Genomic DNA, 15,198 nt, shown 5'->3' with positions numbered 1-15,198 from the left:
TTCACGCATGGTGTCCCAAGTTCTATCCTCAGGAGTCACACGACTCGACTTTTGTCGCGTTAAGTTCGGTTGGCCGTCCTGTATGGGATGTGTTCCAATTACCCGCACTTGCTGATTTCCCCCGGGGCGTATGCCCCTCATATACGCCGATTCGGGCGAGGTGCGTTCGGTGAGTACACAGCTGGGCGAGAGGCAGGCCGGCGAGAGCGGCTGGCGGCTGCGCAACTGGCGCGTGCGGGCGCGCCTGGTCGCGCTCATCCTCATCCCCACGGCCGCCGCCGTGCTGCTCGGCGGTGTCCAGGTGCTCGCCTCGACCTCCGCCGCCGGCGACTACACCCGTACGAACCAGTTCGCCCGGATGTCCGCGGAGCTGGGCGAGCTCACCCACCAGGTGTCCACAGAACGGGCCAGGACCGCGTGGTACATCGCCCGCGACCGGCCCGCGGTCGAGCTCGGCACGGTGCGCGCCCAGATGGACCAGACCGACCTGTCCGTCAAGCAGGTGCGCGGCCTCGCGCAGTCCCTGCTGAACGACGTGAGCGGGCGCACCGCGGACCAGATCGAGACCCTGCTCAGCCGCCTGAACGACCTGAGCACCCTGCGCGCGCAGGCACTCGACGCCAACCTGCTGCCCGGCCCGGCCGTCGAGCTCTACACGACCGTGATCGCCGACCTGCTGTCCGTGCACAACGAGCTGATCAAGGGCAGCGTCGACGACGAGCTGTTCCGCCAGACCCGCATGCTCGACGCGCTCGCCCGGGCCAAGGAGAGCGTCTCCTACCAGCAGGCGCTGGTCACGATCGTGCTGGTCGAGGGGGCGTTCGACCCCGACCAGCTCAAACGCTTCCTCGGCGAGCAGTCCAAGGAGGCCAGCGAGCGCAGGGGTTTCGCCGAGGAGGCCACCTCAGGCGAGCGCCGCTTCTTCGACGAGACCGTCAACGGCAGGTCCGCCGAGCGCATGTTGTTCCTGCGCGAGCTGGTGATGATCAGGGCCACCAACGAGCTGCCGCTGCGCGGGCTCGACCAGGCCAAGCGCGACGACGCCAAGGAGTGGCACGACGCCGCCGCGGTGGTCGTCGACTCCATGCGCACGGTCGAGCGGCGCCAGGCGGAGGGCATCGTGGCCCGCAGCGAGGCGCTCAGCGCGGACGAGCGGCGCAAGGCGTACGTGACCGCGGGCGCGGTCCTCGCGCTGCTGGTGGCGGTGCTGCTGATCACCACCGGTGTGGCCAGGTCGCTCGTACGCCCCCTGCGCCGCCTGCGCAGCGAGGCACTGGAGATCGCGGGCCGGCGGCTGCCCGACTTCGTGCAGCACCTGCGGGAGTCGCGCGACGGCGCGGTCAACGCTGAGGTGCCGCCCATCGGCATCTTCTCCAGGGACGAGGTGGGCGAGGTCGCACGCGCGTTCGACGAGGTGCACCGCGAGGCCGTACGGCTGGCGGGCGACGAGGCGCGGTTGCGCTCCAACGTCAACGCCATGTTCGTCAACCTGTCCAGGCGCAGCCAGACGCTCGTCGAACGGCAGCTCACGCTGATCGAGCGGCTGGAGCGCGGAGAGCGCGACGACGCCCGGCTCGGCGACCTGTTCAAGCTCGACCACCTGGCCACCCGCATGCGGCGCAACAGCGAGAACCTGCTCGTCCTGGCCGGCCAGGAAGCCGCCCGCAAGTGGAGCGAGCCGGTCGAGCTGATGGACATCGTGCGGGCGGCGCTGGGCGAGGTGGAGAGCTATGACCGGGTCAGCATCCAGGTCGAGTCGGACGTCGCGATCGCCGGCCAGGCCGTCACCGACGTGGTGCACCTGCTCGCGGAGCTGGTCGAGAACGCCGTCTCCTTCTCCTCCCGGGACACCAAAGTCATCATCTCCAGCGGCCGACTCGACGAGGGCAGCCTGATGGTGTCGGTCACCGACCAGGGGATCGGCATGAGCCCCGACGAACTGGCCGAGGCCAACTGGCGGCTGGCCAATCCGCCGGTCGTGGACGTGTCGGTGTCGCGGCGCATGGGCCTGTTCGTGGTCGGCCGGCTGGCGCTGCGGCACACCATCAAGGTTCAGCTGCGGGCGCAGGACATCGGCGGGCTGACCGCCATGGTGCTGGTCCCGCCGATGTTGCTCACGGAGGTGCCGAGCGCGCTGCCCGCGCAGGGACGGGTCCAGGTGCCGAGACAGGCGCAGGTGCGTACGCCGTCCTTCGGGACCGCCGACTCCTTCGCCGCCCCTGTGCACCCGCCCCCGCCCGCCTCGCTGACGGGCCCTCCGCCCGGGCATCCGTCGTTCGACGCCGCACCCGTGGCGGCCGAGCCGTCGTCGTGGTTCGGCCCGTCGCCGACGACCCTGCCGGCCGCGCCGCCGCCCACCCTGCCGCCCACCCTGCCGCCCACCCTGCCGCCCACCCTGGGAGAGCAGCCGCCGTACACCTATCCGGGCGAGCAGCCGCCGTACACGCAAGCGGCCGCGCCGCCGCCCGACCTGGCAGGGCCGTCCCAGGACGAGTTCCTGCCGATCTTCGCCGCCGTCGAGGAGAGCAGCTGGTTCAGCAAGGCGGCCCCCACCGCCGACCACCGCGACTCCTCCTGGACCTCGCCCGCCGACCAGGGATGGCAGGCCGCGGGCGCGGCCGCGGAGCCCGCCCAGAGCGGCACCACGAACTCGGGCTTGCCGAAAAGGACGCCGAAGGCGAATCTGGTACCAGGCACCGCGAATCCGGCGCCCGCTCCCGCTCCCGCTCCACCGCTGTCCCCTGATCGGCTGCGTTCCCGGCTGGCCAGCTACCAGCAGGGCGTGCGCAAGGGCCGTGCCGAGCTCGAGGAGGACTCGTGAAGGAGCTGAGCCAGGCCGCCAGGGACGTCAACTGGCTGGTCACCGGCTTCGTCGAAGAGGTGCCCGGCGTGGCGCACGCCGTCGTGGTCTCCGCCGACGGGCTGCCCATGGCGTACTCGCGGGGCTTCCCCAAGGACCGCGCCGACCAGCTCGCCGCCATCGCGGCGGGCCTGGTCAGCCTCACGCACGGATCGGCGCGGGTCTTCGAGGGCGGAGGGGTCACCCAGACGCTCGTCGAGATGGAGCGCGGGCTGCTGCTCGTGATGTCGATCAGCGACGGATCCTGCCTGGCGGTGCTGGCCGCACCCGACTGCGACATGGGGCTGGTCGCCTACCAGATGACGATCCTGGTCGAGCGCGCGGGCCAGGTGCTCACGCCCGCCGTACGGGCGGAGCTGTCCGCCGCGCGTCCGTGGTGATCATGTGTGTTTACAGGCCGCAGACCCGGGGCTTCAGTCCTGGGGATAGGCCGGAATGGGGGTCAAGCTTTAACATGATCAAGCGCTATCATGTTAAGCATGTCCCAGATCGTGAAGCGGGCCTACAAGTACCGCTTCTACCCGACCCCCGAACAGGCGGATCTGCTGAACCGCACGTTCGGGTGTATCCGGCTGGTCTGGAACAAGGCACTCGCCGAACGCAACCGGCGCTACACCGACGAGCACGTCTCGACTTCGTACGTGGACACGGCCAAGTGGCTGACCGCATGGAAGCAGGACCCGGAACTGGAGTTCCTGCGCGAGGTGTCGAACGTCCCGTTGCAGCAGGCGTTGCGCCGGCAGCAGGTAGCGTTCAACAACTTCTTCGCCAAGCGTGCCCGCTACCCGCGCTTCAAGTCCAAGCACAAGTCGCGGGCATCGGCGACGTTCCAGAACAACGCCTTCTCGTTCCGGGATGGCGTGGTGAAGCTGGCGAAGATGGACGCTCCGCTGGACATCGTGTGGTCGCGTCCGCTCCCGGAAAGAGCCGAGCCGTCCACGGTGACGGTGTCGAAGGATGCGGCGGGACGCTGGTTCGTGTCCCTGCTGGTCGAGGAGAAGATCAGCCCGCTGCCGCCCGTGGATGCGCAGGTCGGGGTGGATGCCGGGCTCACTCATCTGCTGACGCTTTCCACCGGCGAGAAGATCACGAATCCGCGCTGCGAACGACGGGACAGGCGGCGCTTGGCCAAGGCGCAGCGGGAGTTGGCCCGGAAGGCGAAAGGCTCGGCGAACCGGGCCAAGGCCAAGCTGAAGGTGGCGCGGGCGCATGCCCGGATCACCGACCGGCGTCGGGACTTCCTGCACAAGGTCACCACTCGATTGGTGCGCGAGAACCAAACGCTCGCGATCGAGGACCTGACCGTCCGCAACCTGGTCAAGAACCACTCGCTGGCCCGCGCCATCTCCGACGCCTCCTGGCGGGAGTTGCGGGGGATGCTGGAGTACAAGGCCGCCTGGTACGGGCGGACGCTGGCGGCCGTGGACCGGTGGTTCCCGTCGTCGAAGCTGTGCTCGGCTCGCGGATGCGGGCACGTCAACGGGTCCATGCCGTTGAACGTCCGTTCGTGGACCTGTCCTGCCTGCGGGAGCGTCCACGACCGGGACGTGAACGCGGCGAAGAACATCCTCGCGGCCGGGCTGGTCGAGAGGTAAAACGCCTGCGGAGGGCTGGTAAGACCGGCCCCGGAGTCTTCCGGGGAGGCGTGGCCCGATGAAACAGGAACCCCGATCCGGTGACGGATTGGAGTCCCCTGCCTTTAGGCGTGGGGAGGAGTCAAGGGAGTGAACCGTGGCATCGTGGGATAACGGCGAGCCGGAGCCCGAGCGCAGCTCGCTCGTCCGCATGTACGCCGTCACCGGCGGAAGGACCGCGCCGCGCACCGAGCTGGCCATGGAGGCTCTGGTGTCGTCGGCGACCTCGGCCCAGCTCGGTTCGACCTACACCCGCGAGTTCCGGGCGATCAGCGAGCTGTGCCGGCAGGTGCGGTCCGTGGCGGAGATCTCGGCGCTGCTCAGCGTCCCGCTCGGAGTGGCGCGGGTGCTCATCGCCGACATGGAGGCGGACGGGCTGGTCAGGGTGTACCAGCCGCAGCTGAATGCGGGATTACCCGATAGAAACCTGCTCGAAAGGGTGTTAAGTGGACTTCGCAGGCTCTAGCCGGCTCACCTCGACGAAGATCGTCGTGGCGGGCGGGTTCGGCGTGGGCAAGACCACGTTCGTGAGCTCCGTGTCCGAGATCCTGCCGCTGACCACCGAGGCGGTGATGACCGACGCGTCGGCGGGCATCGACGACCTCGGCCACACGCCGGGCAAGACCACCACCACCGTCGCCATGGACTTCGGGCGGCTCTCCCTGGCGGACGACCTGATCCTCTACCTATTCGGCACGCCCGGCCAGTACCGGTTCTGGTTCATGTGGGACGACCTGGTCCGCGGGGCCATCGGCGCCGTGGTGCTGGTCGACTCGCGCCGGCTCGCCGACAGTTTCCCCGCCGTCGACTACTTCGAGGAGTCGCGGATCCCGTTCGTGGTCGGCCTGAACGGCTGGAACGGCGAGTTCCCGCACGTCGAGAGCGAGGTGCGGGAGGCGCTCACGCTCTCGACGCACGTGCCGATCGTCCGCATGGACGCGCGGGCGCGCCCGGCGGTCAAGCACACCCTCATCACGCTCGTCGAACACGCCATGGCCGTACGCGCCGGCTGACCTACCGGCCGCTCCACCAGTGGGCGGCCACCAGCTCGGCCACCAGGGTCTCCGTGAGCAGGGCCACGTCCGGGTCGCCGTCGTGCCGGTAGCGGATGGCGGCCGCGGCGTCCTTCACCTCCGCGCCGACGGCCAGCACGGTCGAGCCCCGCAGGCGTACCCAGTCCATGGCCTGGTCGTCGTAGCGGGAGCCCGGGTAGAGCAGGGCCCGGTAGTCGAGGGTCTTGGTGAGGTAGACGTCCACGTGGGACCAGTCGCCCGTCTCGCACGCGTCGGCCGGGCGGCGCGGGCCCTCGCGGAACATCAGCGCCGACTGCTCCGCCGACGACAGGCGCTCGGCGGGGGCGACGGTGTAGACGCCGTGCGGGCCGTCGAGCAGCTCCAGCGCCCGCGGGAGCCAGGCGTCCCGGCGTTCCAGCAGGTCGGCGGTGGCCTCGGCGGCCCGCTCCACCAGGGCGGGGACGTCGCGGTCCCGCCCGGTGAGCGTGGCCTCCATGAGCAGCAGCAGCGTCAGGGTGTGCTGGAACGTCCGGCACGCGACGCCGCCGCGCTCCTCGCCCGCGTGCATGGGGATCACCAGGTCGGCCGCCTCGGCGAGGGGCGAGCCCGGGGCGTTGGTGAGCACGGCGACGGGGGAGGGGCCGCCCGCGTAGCGGGCCGTGGCGTCGAGGGTCTCCCCGCTGGCGCCGGTGGCCGAGATCGGCACGACCAGGGTGTCCTGCCTCGCCGGACAGGTGGCGGCGGCGGAGGCGTAGTCGGCGTACGCGTCGACGCCCGCCGCGCGCAGGCGCAGGGCCGCCACCCCGGCGGCGTAACGGGAGCTGCCCATGCCGAGGAAGAGCACCCTCGTGACGCCCGGAGGCAGGGCCAGGAACGGGTTCTCCTCGGCCAGGGCGCCGGCCAGGCTCCGCAGCGCCTCCGGCTTGGCCTCCAGGTCGGACAGGTAGAGCTCGGGATTCACGCGTTGTCCTCGGCGTTCTCTTCGGGATACCAGGTGCGCAGGACGCCCATGGGGGCGTAGCGCCAGCGGGGCAGGTGGCGGGCGGCGTAGATGAGCTCCCGGCACTCCTGCTCCACCTCGAACGGGCGGATCAGCCTTTCGTCCAGCAGGTCGGGCCTGCCCCGCTCGGCCAGCCGGGCCCGGTAGGCGGACAGCAGGGCGGCGCGGGCGGCGGCCGCCCACGCGGCGGCCTCGGCGGGCGGCGTGGACCGCCGCCTGATCGCCACCTGCGCCACGTGCTCCAGGCTGGTGGTGAGCTGGGCGACGTCCCTGGCCGCCGGCTGGTACGGGTCCGCGCCCGCGACCGTGGGGTTGCCGTCGAAGTCGATCACCGCGTACCCCTCGTCCCACCGGAGGATCTGGCCGACGTGCAGGTCGCCGTGGATCCTGATGCGCGGGCCGGCCGCGGGGACGGCCAGCGGCGCCAGGTCGCGCCGGAGGGCGGCGGACCTGGCGGCCAGCCATTCGCCGTCGTCGCCGCCGGTCAGTTCCAGGGCCTCCGCGAGCGCGCACCCCGCCCGCTCCGCCAGATCGGGGCCGGCCCCGGCGGGCGGCGGCAGCGTGGAGAGGGCGAGATGCAGGTCGGCGGCCAGGCGGCCGAGCGGCGCGGCGAAGGCGGTGGCGCCGGTTCCATCACCGGTTCCCCCCGGCGACGCGGCTTCGTCGACGCACCACTCCCAGCCGTCCCGCGCCCCGGGCAGGTAGCCCGTGACCAGGGCGAGGAGGTGATCGCGGCCGTCCAGCTCCGCGGTCAGCGCCGCGTAGGGAGGAGCGGTGTCGTTGAAACCCGCCTCAACGAGATGGGCGAGGAGCTCCGGGGCGGGATGCGGCAGGGGAGCCGGCGGGGTCAGCCACTTGACAACGACCTTTTCGGCCACGACAACGGAGTGGTTTGTCTGGTCCACGTGCGGGCCGAAACCACGCTCACCTGGGGCCCCAGTGTGGAGATCCCCGGAGGCGTACGAGAAGGTGGGCAACGGGCGGAAGCGCCGCACCGCGAAGGGCGGCGGCGGATCCTCGCCCAGCAGCCCCACGAGCGCGGTGGTGAGCCCGCGATCTCGGCCGGTGAGGGGCTTCTCACCGAGAGAGATCAACCGGGGCCCTATTGAATCCCAATTCAACACGATCGCCAAACTTCCAGGTAGCAATGTCATAAAAAGTCTTGCCCATGTTGATATCTGCTGCAACACTCCTGATCTGGTCCGCTGTGTCCGGTAAGGTCGCGCGACCCCTCTTAACACCGCAAATTCAAGAAGGAGTAGCGGCCGTGTCCCGTACCCGGTTCACCCGTCGTCTCCCGGCCGCCGTCGCGGTGGCCGGCCTCGCGCTTGCCGTCGCGGCGTGCGGCGGTGAGTCGTCGACAAGCCCAGAAGGCACGAACGCGGCGGCGGCCGACGACCTCAAGCCGAACGCGGACCTGACGAAGCAGTCGATCCAGGTGACCGTTTGGGACGGCTACCTGCCCGAGGAGTTCACCAAGGGGGCCAAGGACAAGCTCAAGGTCAAGGACATCAAGATCGCCCTGCACGCCACCAACGAGGACGCGATGGCCAAGCTCACCGCCTCCGGTGACAGCGGGGTCGACGTGGCGTTCGTGTCCGGCCAGTACGCCCAGGCGCTCAACGAGCAGGGCCTGCTGGAGCCGATCCACCCCGAGCTGATCCCCAACCTGGCCAACCTCTACCCCGAGGCCACCCAGCTCTCCTACGACAAGGGCAACAAGATCTCCGTGCCCTACACCTGGGGCACGACCGGCATCTGTTACCGGACCGACCTGGTGAAGAAGAAGCCGACCAGTTGGAACGATCTTCTCAAGCCGCCGGCCTGGGCCGACAAGAAGGTCACCATGATGACCACCGAACGCTGGCTGGCGCTGCCGGCGCTCAAGGCCCTCGGCTACTCGGTCAACACCGACAAGGACGAGGAGATCGCCAAGGCCAAGGAGCTCCTCGTGGCGCAGAAGCCACATCTGCTCGGCTACGACGACACGACCTTCGGCGACAAGCTGAAGTCCGGCGAGGCCATCATGGTCGAGGCGTGGGACGGCTGGTGCCCGACGACCGACCCGAAGGGCAACATCGCGTTCGCGGTGCCGAAGGAAGGCAGCGACCTCTGGGTGGACACCATGGTGATCATGAAGTCCTCCAAGAACAAGGAGGCCGCCCACGCCCTCATCAACTACATCCTCGCCCCCGAGAACCACAGCTGGGCCGCCGAGAACATCAACTACAAGGTGCCCAACAAGGCCGCCATGGAGCGCGTGAAGGTCGCCAAGGGCTCGCTGCTCGGCATCAAGCCGGACGAGCTGCTCGACGGTGAGTCGATCGTCGACCTCGGACAGGCGTCCACGAAGTACACCCGCCTGTCGACGGAAGTCACGGCGCAGTCGTAACAGCGGTGACCTCTGAGCTCAAGGCCCGGTCGGCGTCCCCTTCGCGCGGACGCCGGCTGGGCGCGTTCGTGTTCCTGTCGCCGGGCCTGACCTACCTCGTCGTGCTCCTGCTGGTGCCGCTGGCCCTGGTGCTGAGCAACACCGTCTTCCAGCGCGGGCGCTTCGGCGGCATCGTGTACGAGTTCACCACCGAGAACTTCGCCCGCCTGATGGACCCGCTCTACCTGGGCGTGGTCGGCGGCTCGCTGCGCATCGCGGCCCTGACGACGGCCATCGCGCTGCTGATCGGCTATCCGACGGCCTACGCGATCGCGCGGCTCTCGCCCCGGTGGAAGACGATCGCCCTGGTCGCGATCGTGCTGCCGTTCTGGACCAACTTCATCATCCGCGTCTACGCGTGGATCATCCTGCTCAGCGGTCCCGGGCTGGTCAACAGCGGGCTGGCGGCGATCGGGCTCGGGCCGTACGAGCTGCTCTACAACCAGGGTGCGATCGTCGCCGGGCTGCTCTACTCGTACCTGCCGCTGATGGTGCTGCCGCTGTACGCCGCGATCGAGCGGCTGGACCCGCAGCTCAGGGAGGCGTCGGCGAACCTCGGCGCCTCGCCGTTCACCACGTTCCGCAAGGTCACGCTGCCGCTCACGGTCCCGGGCGTGCTGAGCGGCTGCCTGTTCGTGTTCGTGCCGAGCTTCGGCAACTTCGTCATCCCCGAGATCCTGGGCGGCAACAAGTCGATCATGGTCGGCAACCTGATCCGCGACCAGTTCCTGAAGGCGCGCGACTGGCCGTTCGGCTCGACGCTGGCGCTGGCGCTCATCGCGGTGCTCCTGGTGCTGCTGATGGCGCAGGCATGGGTGGCGCGCCGTGCGTAGGTCCAAGCTGCTGTTCGTCCCGCTCTGGGTGACGTACGTCTTCCTCTACCTGCCGATCGTCGTGCTCGTCGTCATGTCGTTCAACGCCGGCGAGTCGGCGTACACCTATGAGGGGTTCAGCCTCAAGTGGTACGGCGAGCTGGCCGCGGACGAGCGCGTCAGGAACGGCCTGATCAACACGCTGATCGTGGCCGTGGGGTCGACCGCGATCGCGACCGTGCTGGGCACGCTGCTGGCCGTCGGCCTGGCCCGCCATTCCAGGTCCAAGGCCCTCGACGCGCTGGCGCTGATGCCCGCCGTACTGCCCGACCTGGTGCTGGCGATCGGGCTGCTGCTCTTCTACGGCGTGATCGCGCTGACGCTCGGCCACTACTCGGTGATCCTCGCGCACGCCCTGTTCTCCATGGCGTTCGTGGCCGCGGTGGTGCGCACCCGGCTGTCCGGGGCCGACACCTCGCTGGAGGAGGCCTCGCGCGACCTCGGCGCGGGACACGTGGTCACGTTCATGAAGATCACGCTGCCGCAGCTGGCGCCGGGCATCGTGGCGGGGGCGCTGCTGGCGTTCACGCTGTCGCTCGACGAGTTCGTGATCGCCTTCTTCACCATCGGGAACGCCGAGCCGACGCTGCCGATCGTCATCTACTCGATGATCCGTTTCGGGGTGACTCCCAAGATCAACGCGCTGGCCGCGATCCTGCTCCTCGTGAGCTTCGTAGCGGTGATCGCGGGCCAGCGTCTGACGAGGATCGGAGAGAGACAGAGTGCTGAAGGTTGACGGGATCACGCGCAGGTTCGGCGACGTCACCGCGCTCGACGGCGTCTCGCTGGAGATCGGCCAGGGCGAGTTCTTCGCCCTGCTCGGGCCGTCGGGGTGCGGCAAGACCACGCTGCTGCGCATCATCGCCGGGTTCGAGACGCCCGACCGGGGCACCGTCACCCTCGACGGGGAGGACCTGCTGGCCCTGCCCCCGAACCGCAGGCCGATCAGCCTGATGTTCCAGTCGTACGCGCTGTTCCCGCACATGACCGTGGCCAAGAACGTCGCCTACGGCCTGGAGCGGGAGCGCCTGCCCCGCCAGGAGATCAGGCAGCGCGTCGGCGAGGTGCTGGAGACGGTCGGGCTGACCGCGCACGCCTCGCGCAAGCCCGCCCAGCTCTCCGGCGGGCAGCGGCAGCGGGTGGCGCTCGCCCGTTCCATCGTCAAGCGGCCGCGCCTGCTGCTGCTGGACGAGCCGCTGTCGGCCCTGGACAAGAAGGTCCGCGCCGACATGCAGCTGGAGCTGAAGCGGCTGCAGCACGACGTCGGCATCACGTTCGTGGTCGTCACGCACGACCAGGAGGAGGCCATGTCGCTGGCCGACCGCATCGCGGTCTTCGACAGCGGCACGGTGTGCCAGGTGGACGAGCCCGTCCCGCTGTACGAACGGCCGCGGTCGCCGTTCGTGGCCGGTTTCGTCGGCGCCAACAACCTGTTCGAGGGCGTCGCCGGCGGCCTCGACGGGCTCGAGAGCGAGGAGTTCGGCGTGCTGGCGGGCACGCCCATGACCGAGCTCGCGGCGGGCAGCAAGGCGCTGCTCGCGGTACGCCCCGAGAGGGTGAGGCTGGTCGACGAGAGCGAGACCGCCGGCCTGCGGGGCAGCGTCCTCGACGTCAGCTTCTACGGTGGCGTGTCGCACATCTCCGTGGACGTGCCGGGCCGGGTCGAGCCGGTGCTCGTCGCCGTCCAGGGCGCCAGCGCGGTGGAGGCCGGGGCCAAGGTCAAGGTGCGCTGGAACGCCGAGGACGCCGTCATCATGGCGGTCGATCAGTGAGACAGGTCGTTGCCCGTGGCCGCCCGGGCGTAGGAGAGGATCAGTTCGGCCGCCTCGGCCGGGCCGATCACCGGATGCCTGGCCGTGATGCGGTAGCCGTACGCGTCCTCCAGCGCCACGAGATTGCGCGCGACCGTCAGCGAGTCGGCGCTCAGCCGGAACACCCCCAGCGCCGCTCCCGTGTCGAGGATCGCCTGGTACATCGACACCTGGCGGTCATAGAGCGAGGTGAGCAACACGCCGTAGACCCTGTTGCGGCCCGCGGCCCCGCCCAGTTCGTTGAGCAGGCGGACGTCGGGGTCGAGCGGCCCGGTCGGCAGCCCCGACCTGATGGTCACGACCAGCTTCTCCACCGGATCGGTGAAGTCGGCGAGCCGGCGCAGCCGCTGCTCGTAGAAGCGCTCCATGCCGGCGTGCTGCGCCTCGACCAGCAGTTCGCTGAGGTCGGGGTAGTGGTAGAGCACGGCTCCGGAGGTCAGGCCGGCCTCCTCGGCCACGTGGGAGAGTTGTACTCCGTCGATGCCATGGCGGATGATGGCCCTGCGCGCGGCCTCGATCAAGTCGATGCGCCGGTCACTCCGGCTTTTACGCTGAGCCACCCCCACCACCTTCACCCGTTCGGCTGCTGTTCAGTTGGCCGTGACCATAGTGCCCTTAAGTTGACCTTCACGCTAGATGCGTTTTTGAATTCCCCTTCAAATTGATCAGCAGTTCCGGAGTCTCCATGTCTCTCACCATCCTGTTCATGCCGGAAAGCGCCTACGGTCCCACCAACAACAGCATCGGCATCGGCGACATCCTGCGTCGCCGCGGTCACCGCGTCGTCTTCGCCGCCGAGGCGTCGTGGAAGGGCAAGCTCGAAGCACTCGGCTTCGAGGAGGACCTGGTCGACCTCGCTCCGCCACCCGACGACGCCGAGGAGCAGGACCCCGGGCAGTTCTGGAAGGACTTCATCCGCGAGACCGCGCCCGAGTACCGCAAGAGCACCCGCGAGCAGCTCGAGACCGTCGTCAAGCCCATCTGGGCCGAGCTGATCGACGGCGCGAAATACTGCGAGCCGCAGCTCAAGGCCATCATCGAGCGGGTGCAGCCGGACATCATCGTCGAGGACAACGTGCTCACGTTCCCGGCTCTGGTCACGGCGGGCAAGAAGTTCGTCCGCATCGTCTCCTGCAACCCGCTCGAGGTCCGCGGCGAGAACGTCGCGCCGGTCTTCTCCGGGCTCCCCGCCGGCGACCGCTCGGAGTGGGAGGCCTTCCGCGCGGAGTACGACCGCACCCACCGCGAGCTCTGGACCGCCTGGAACGAGTGGTGCGTCGAGCAGGGCACCGAGCCGCTGCCGGAGCTCGACTTCATGCACAACGGCGACCTGAACCTCTACGTCTATCCGGAGATCGCCGACTACGCCGACGCCCGGCCGCTGGGCGACACCTGGCACCGGCTCGACTCCTCGGTCCGCGAGACGGAGGAGAAGTGGGAACTGCCCTTCCGGCGTGGCGAGGGCTCGCTGATCTACTTCTCGCTCGGCTCGCTGGGCTCGTCCGACGTGGAACTGATGCGGCGGGTGATCGGCGTGCTGGCCGACACTCCGCATCAGTACATCGTCTCCAAGGGCCCGCTGCACGAGGAGATCGAACTTCCCGCCAACATGTGGGGCGCGGAGTTCCTTCCGCAGACTAGGATCATCCCACTGTGTGACCTCGTCATCACCCACGGCGGTAACAACACGACCACCGAGGCGCTGCACTTCGGCAAGCCGATGATCCTGCTGCCACTCTTCTGGGACCAGTACGACAATGCCCAGAGAATGGATGAGTTGGGCTATGGTGTCAGGCTTTCGACCTACACCTTCACCGACGACGAGCTGAAGGGGGCGGTCGCGCGGCTGCTCGGCGACACCGGGCTGCGCGCGAGGCTGGCCGCCGCGGGCGAGGAGATCCGGCGCCGCGACGGGCTGCGCAAGGCCGCCGACCTGATCGAGCAGCTCGGCAAGTAGCACGACCCCTGAGAGCGAAGTCTTCCGATGCGTGAACTGATCAACCCCGCGACCGGGCTCCCGTGTGCCGAAATTCCGGACACGCCGGTGGAGGGCGTGGCGACGGCCGTACGGTCGGCGCGCGCGGCGTTCGAGACGTGGTCGCAGACCACTCCGGCCGAGCGCCAGCGCCTGCTGCTGCGGCTGGCCGACCTGGTGGAGGCCGACGCCGAAGAGCTGACCAGGCTCGAAGTGGAGGAGACGGGCAAGCCCGCCGCGGTGTTCAGAGACGGAGAGCTGCCGTTCGCCGTCGACAACCTGCGCTTCTTCGCCGGCGCCGCCCGCTCGCTCGAAGGGTCGGGCGCCGGCGTGTTCAGCCCTGGCTACACCTCGGTGATGCTGCGCCGCCCCGTCGGGGTGGTGGGGTCGATCGCGCCATGGAACTTCCCCTTCGTCATGGCCGTGTGGAAGGTCGGCCCGGCGGTGGCCGCGGGCAACGCGGTGGTGATCAAGCCCGCCCCTCAGACGCCGCGTACGACGCTGCGGCTGGCGGAGTTGTTCGCCGAGGCGGGCGCGCCCGAAGGGCTCGTCCAGGCGGTCACCGGGGGCGCGCAGGTCGGTCAGGCACTGGTCACCGACCCCGGGGTCGACATGGTCAGCGTCACGGGCTCGACGGAGACCGGCCGCGCCGTGATGGCCGGGGCGGCGGGCACGCTCAAGCGGGTCCATCTGGAGCTCGGCGGCAAGGCCCCGGCGCTGGTCTTCGAGGACGCCGATCTGGCCGAGATGGCTCACGGCGTGGCCATGGGGGCGACGTACAACAGCGGGCAGGACTGTACGGCGGCCACCCGCGTCTACGTCGCCCGCGAGGTGTACGCGGACGCGGTCGAGGCGATTCGGGCAACTCTTGCCAACATCACCGTCGGCGACCCGTGGGACCCGGCGACCGACATCGGCCCTCTGATCTCGGCGGCCCACCGGGACCGGGTGCACGGGTTCGTCTCGAGGTCGGGCGGGCGGATTCTCCACGGGGGGTCGCCGATCGATGGGCCGGGGTTTTACTATTCGCCTACGCTTGTCAGCGAGGTCGGTCAGGACAGCGAGATCGTCCAAGGCGAGCTTTTCGGCCCTGTGCTGGTCGCTCTGCCGTTCGAGGGCGAGGACGAGGCCGTCAGGCTGGCCAATGGCACCACGTACGGCCTGGCGTCGTCGGTGTGGTCGCGCGACGTGTCGCGGGCGATGCGTGTGTCGCATCGGCTCGACGTGGGTGTGACCTGGGTCAACGACCATCTGCCCATCGCCAGCGAGGCGCCGCACGGCGGGGTGAAGGGCAGCGGGTTCGGCAAGGACATGAGCCAGGAGGCGGTGCAGGACTACTCGGTGACGCGCCACCTCATGGTGAAGCACGCGGCACCGGCCGAGCGGGATTCGTTCCGGCCCGCCTGAAAACGTGTACGGCGGTAGACGCCCCGAAGTGCTGCTTTGGGCGTGTTTGATGGGATATGTTCGGTTGGCCGATCTGGTACGGGTTGTGTTCCAATTACCCAGCCGGACAGAATCCCATGCGCCACACGCGTGTCTGATTTTTTCGAGCACGTACCGGCGAGAGGTTGCGAGAGTCAGTGAGGACGGATAACCCCA

General features: G+C 69.4%; 14 protein-coding genes. 11 read left to right on the top strand and 3 right to left on the bottom strand.

Translation table 11 applies throughout. The features are described 5' to 3' along the window. The first annotated feature begins 169 nt into the window (after positions 1-169). From ACTWPV_RS38335 to ACTWPV_RS38315, 5 genes are all read left to right on the top strand, one after another. Positions 170-2,821 (top strand): sensor histidine kinase, encoded by a 2,652-nt coding sequence (locus tag ACTWPV_RS38335; RefSeq protein ID WP_443155530.1) that lies wholly within the window; start codon positions 170-172, stop codon positions 2,819-2,821. Next, complete coding sequence (locus tag ACTWPV_RS38330; RefSeq protein WP_347649868.1) at positions 2,818-3,240, top strand: roadblock/LC7 domain-containing protein; 423 nt, start codon at positions 2,818-2,820, stop codon at positions 3,238-3,240. The genes ACTWPV_RS38335 and ACTWPV_RS38330 overlap by 4 nt, the downstream gene beginning before the upstream one ends. Before the next feature lie 99 nt (positions 3,241-3,339). Beyond that, positions 3,340-4,455 (top strand): RNA-guided endonuclease InsQ/TnpB family protein, encoded by a 1,116-nt coding sequence (locus ACTWPV_RS38325; RefSeq protein WP_443155529.1) that lies wholly within the window; start codon positions 3,340-3,342, stop codon positions 4,453-4,455. A 190-nt stretch (positions 4,456-4,645) separates the two neighbouring features. Beyond that, the gene (locus ACTWPV_RS38320; protein WP_443155588.1) at positions 4,646-4,960 is read left to right on the top strand and encodes a DUF742 domain-containing protein; all 315 of its coding nucleotides are present in this window, start codon (positions 4,646-4,648) and stop codon (positions 4,958-4,960) included. Next, the gene (locus ACTWPV_RS38315; protein ID WP_443155528.1) at positions 4,941-5,507 is read left to right on the top strand and encodes a GTP-binding protein; all 567 of its coding nucleotides are present in this window, start codon (positions 4,941-4,943) and stop codon (positions 5,505-5,507) included. The genes ACTWPV_RS38320 and ACTWPV_RS38315 overlap by 20 nt, the downstream gene beginning before the upstream one ends. Before the next feature lies 1 nt (position 5,508). On the opposite strand, the gene ACTWPV_RS38310 is transcribed toward ACTWPV_RS38315, so the two are convergent. Beyond that, on the bottom strand, positions 5,509-6,468 hold the full coding sequence (locus ACTWPV_RS38310; RefSeq protein ID WP_443155527.1) for an SIS domain-containing protein: 960 nt from the start codon (positions 6,466-6,468) through the stop codon (positions 5,509-5,511). Next, positions 6,465-7,385 carry a phosphotransferase gene (locus ACTWPV_RS38305; RefSeq protein WP_443155526.1) on the bottom strand — a complete coding sequence of 307 codons (921 nt, stop codon included), beginning with the start codon at positions 7,383-7,385 and terminating at the stop codon, positions 6,465-6,467. The genes ACTWPV_RS38310 and ACTWPV_RS38305 overlap by 4 nt, the downstream gene beginning before the upstream one ends. 389 nt (positions 7,386-7,774) lie before the next feature. Between ACTWPV_RS38305 and ACTWPV_RS38300 the strand changes: the two genes are divergently transcribed. The 4 genes from ACTWPV_RS38300 to ACTWPV_RS38285 are packed head-to-tail and all read left to right on the top strand — an operon-like array spanning position 7,775 to position 11,582. Beyond that, a complete protein-coding gene (locus ACTWPV_RS38300; protein ID WP_347649873.1) occupies positions 7,775-8,899 on the top strand; it encodes a polyamine ABC transporter substrate-binding protein in 1,125 nt (374 codons plus the stop codon). 5 nt (positions 8,900-8,904) lie between these two features. Continuing rightward, positions 8,905-9,771 (top strand): ABC transporter permease, encoded by an 867-nt coding sequence (locus ACTWPV_RS38295; RefSeq protein ID WP_443155525.1) that lies wholly within the window; start codon positions 8,905-8,907, stop codon positions 9,769-9,771. After that, positions 9,764-10,546, top strand: coding sequence for an ABC transporter permease (locus ACTWPV_RS38290; RefSeq protein WP_347649875.1), 783 nt, complete (start codon positions 9,764-9,766; stop codon positions 10,544-10,546). The genes ACTWPV_RS38295 and ACTWPV_RS38290 overlap by 8 nt, the downstream gene beginning before the upstream one ends. Beyond that, positions 10,533-11,582, top strand: coding sequence for an ABC transporter ATP-binding protein (locus ACTWPV_RS38285; RefSeq protein ID WP_347649876.1), 1,050 nt, complete (start codon positions 10,533-10,535; stop codon positions 11,580-11,582). Before ACTWPV_RS38290 ends, ACTWPV_RS38285 begins: the two co-directional genes overlap by 14 nt. Here ACTWPV_RS38285 and ACTWPV_RS38280 read toward each other — a convergent pair. Further along, positions 11,576-12,181: a TetR/AcrR family transcriptional regulator gene (locus ACTWPV_RS38280; protein WP_347621882.1), complete on the bottom strand. Its 606-nt coding sequence runs from the start codon at positions 12,179-12,181 to the stop codon at positions 11,576-11,578. The genes ACTWPV_RS38285 and ACTWPV_RS38280 overlap by 7 nt on opposite strands. A gap of 125 nt (positions 12,182-12,306) precedes the next feature. On the opposite strand from ACTWPV_RS38280, the gene ACTWPV_RS38275 reads away from it, so the two are divergent. Continuing rightward, positions 12,307-13,578: a glycosyltransferase gene (locus ACTWPV_RS38275; RefSeq protein WP_443155524.1), complete on the top strand. Its 1,272-nt coding sequence runs from the start codon at positions 12,307-12,309 to the stop codon at positions 13,576-13,578. A 27-nt stretch (positions 13,579-13,605) separates the two neighbouring features. After that, positions 13,606-15,003, top strand: coding sequence for an aminobutyraldehyde dehydrogenase (locus tag ACTWPV_RS38270; RefSeq protein ID WP_443155523.1), 1,398 nt, complete (start codon positions 13,606-13,608; stop codon positions 15,001-15,003). The last annotated feature ends 195 nt before the right edge of the window (positions 15,004-15,198 follow it).

This window comes from Nonomuraea sp. KM88 (genome assembly GCF_052245635.1).
GTDB lineage: Bacteria > Actinomycetota > Actinomycetes > Streptosporangiales > Streptosporangiaceae > Nonomuraea.
Note: the sequence above shows the minus strand (reverse complement) of the source record. Positions and strands in the feature narration are given on the sequence as shown.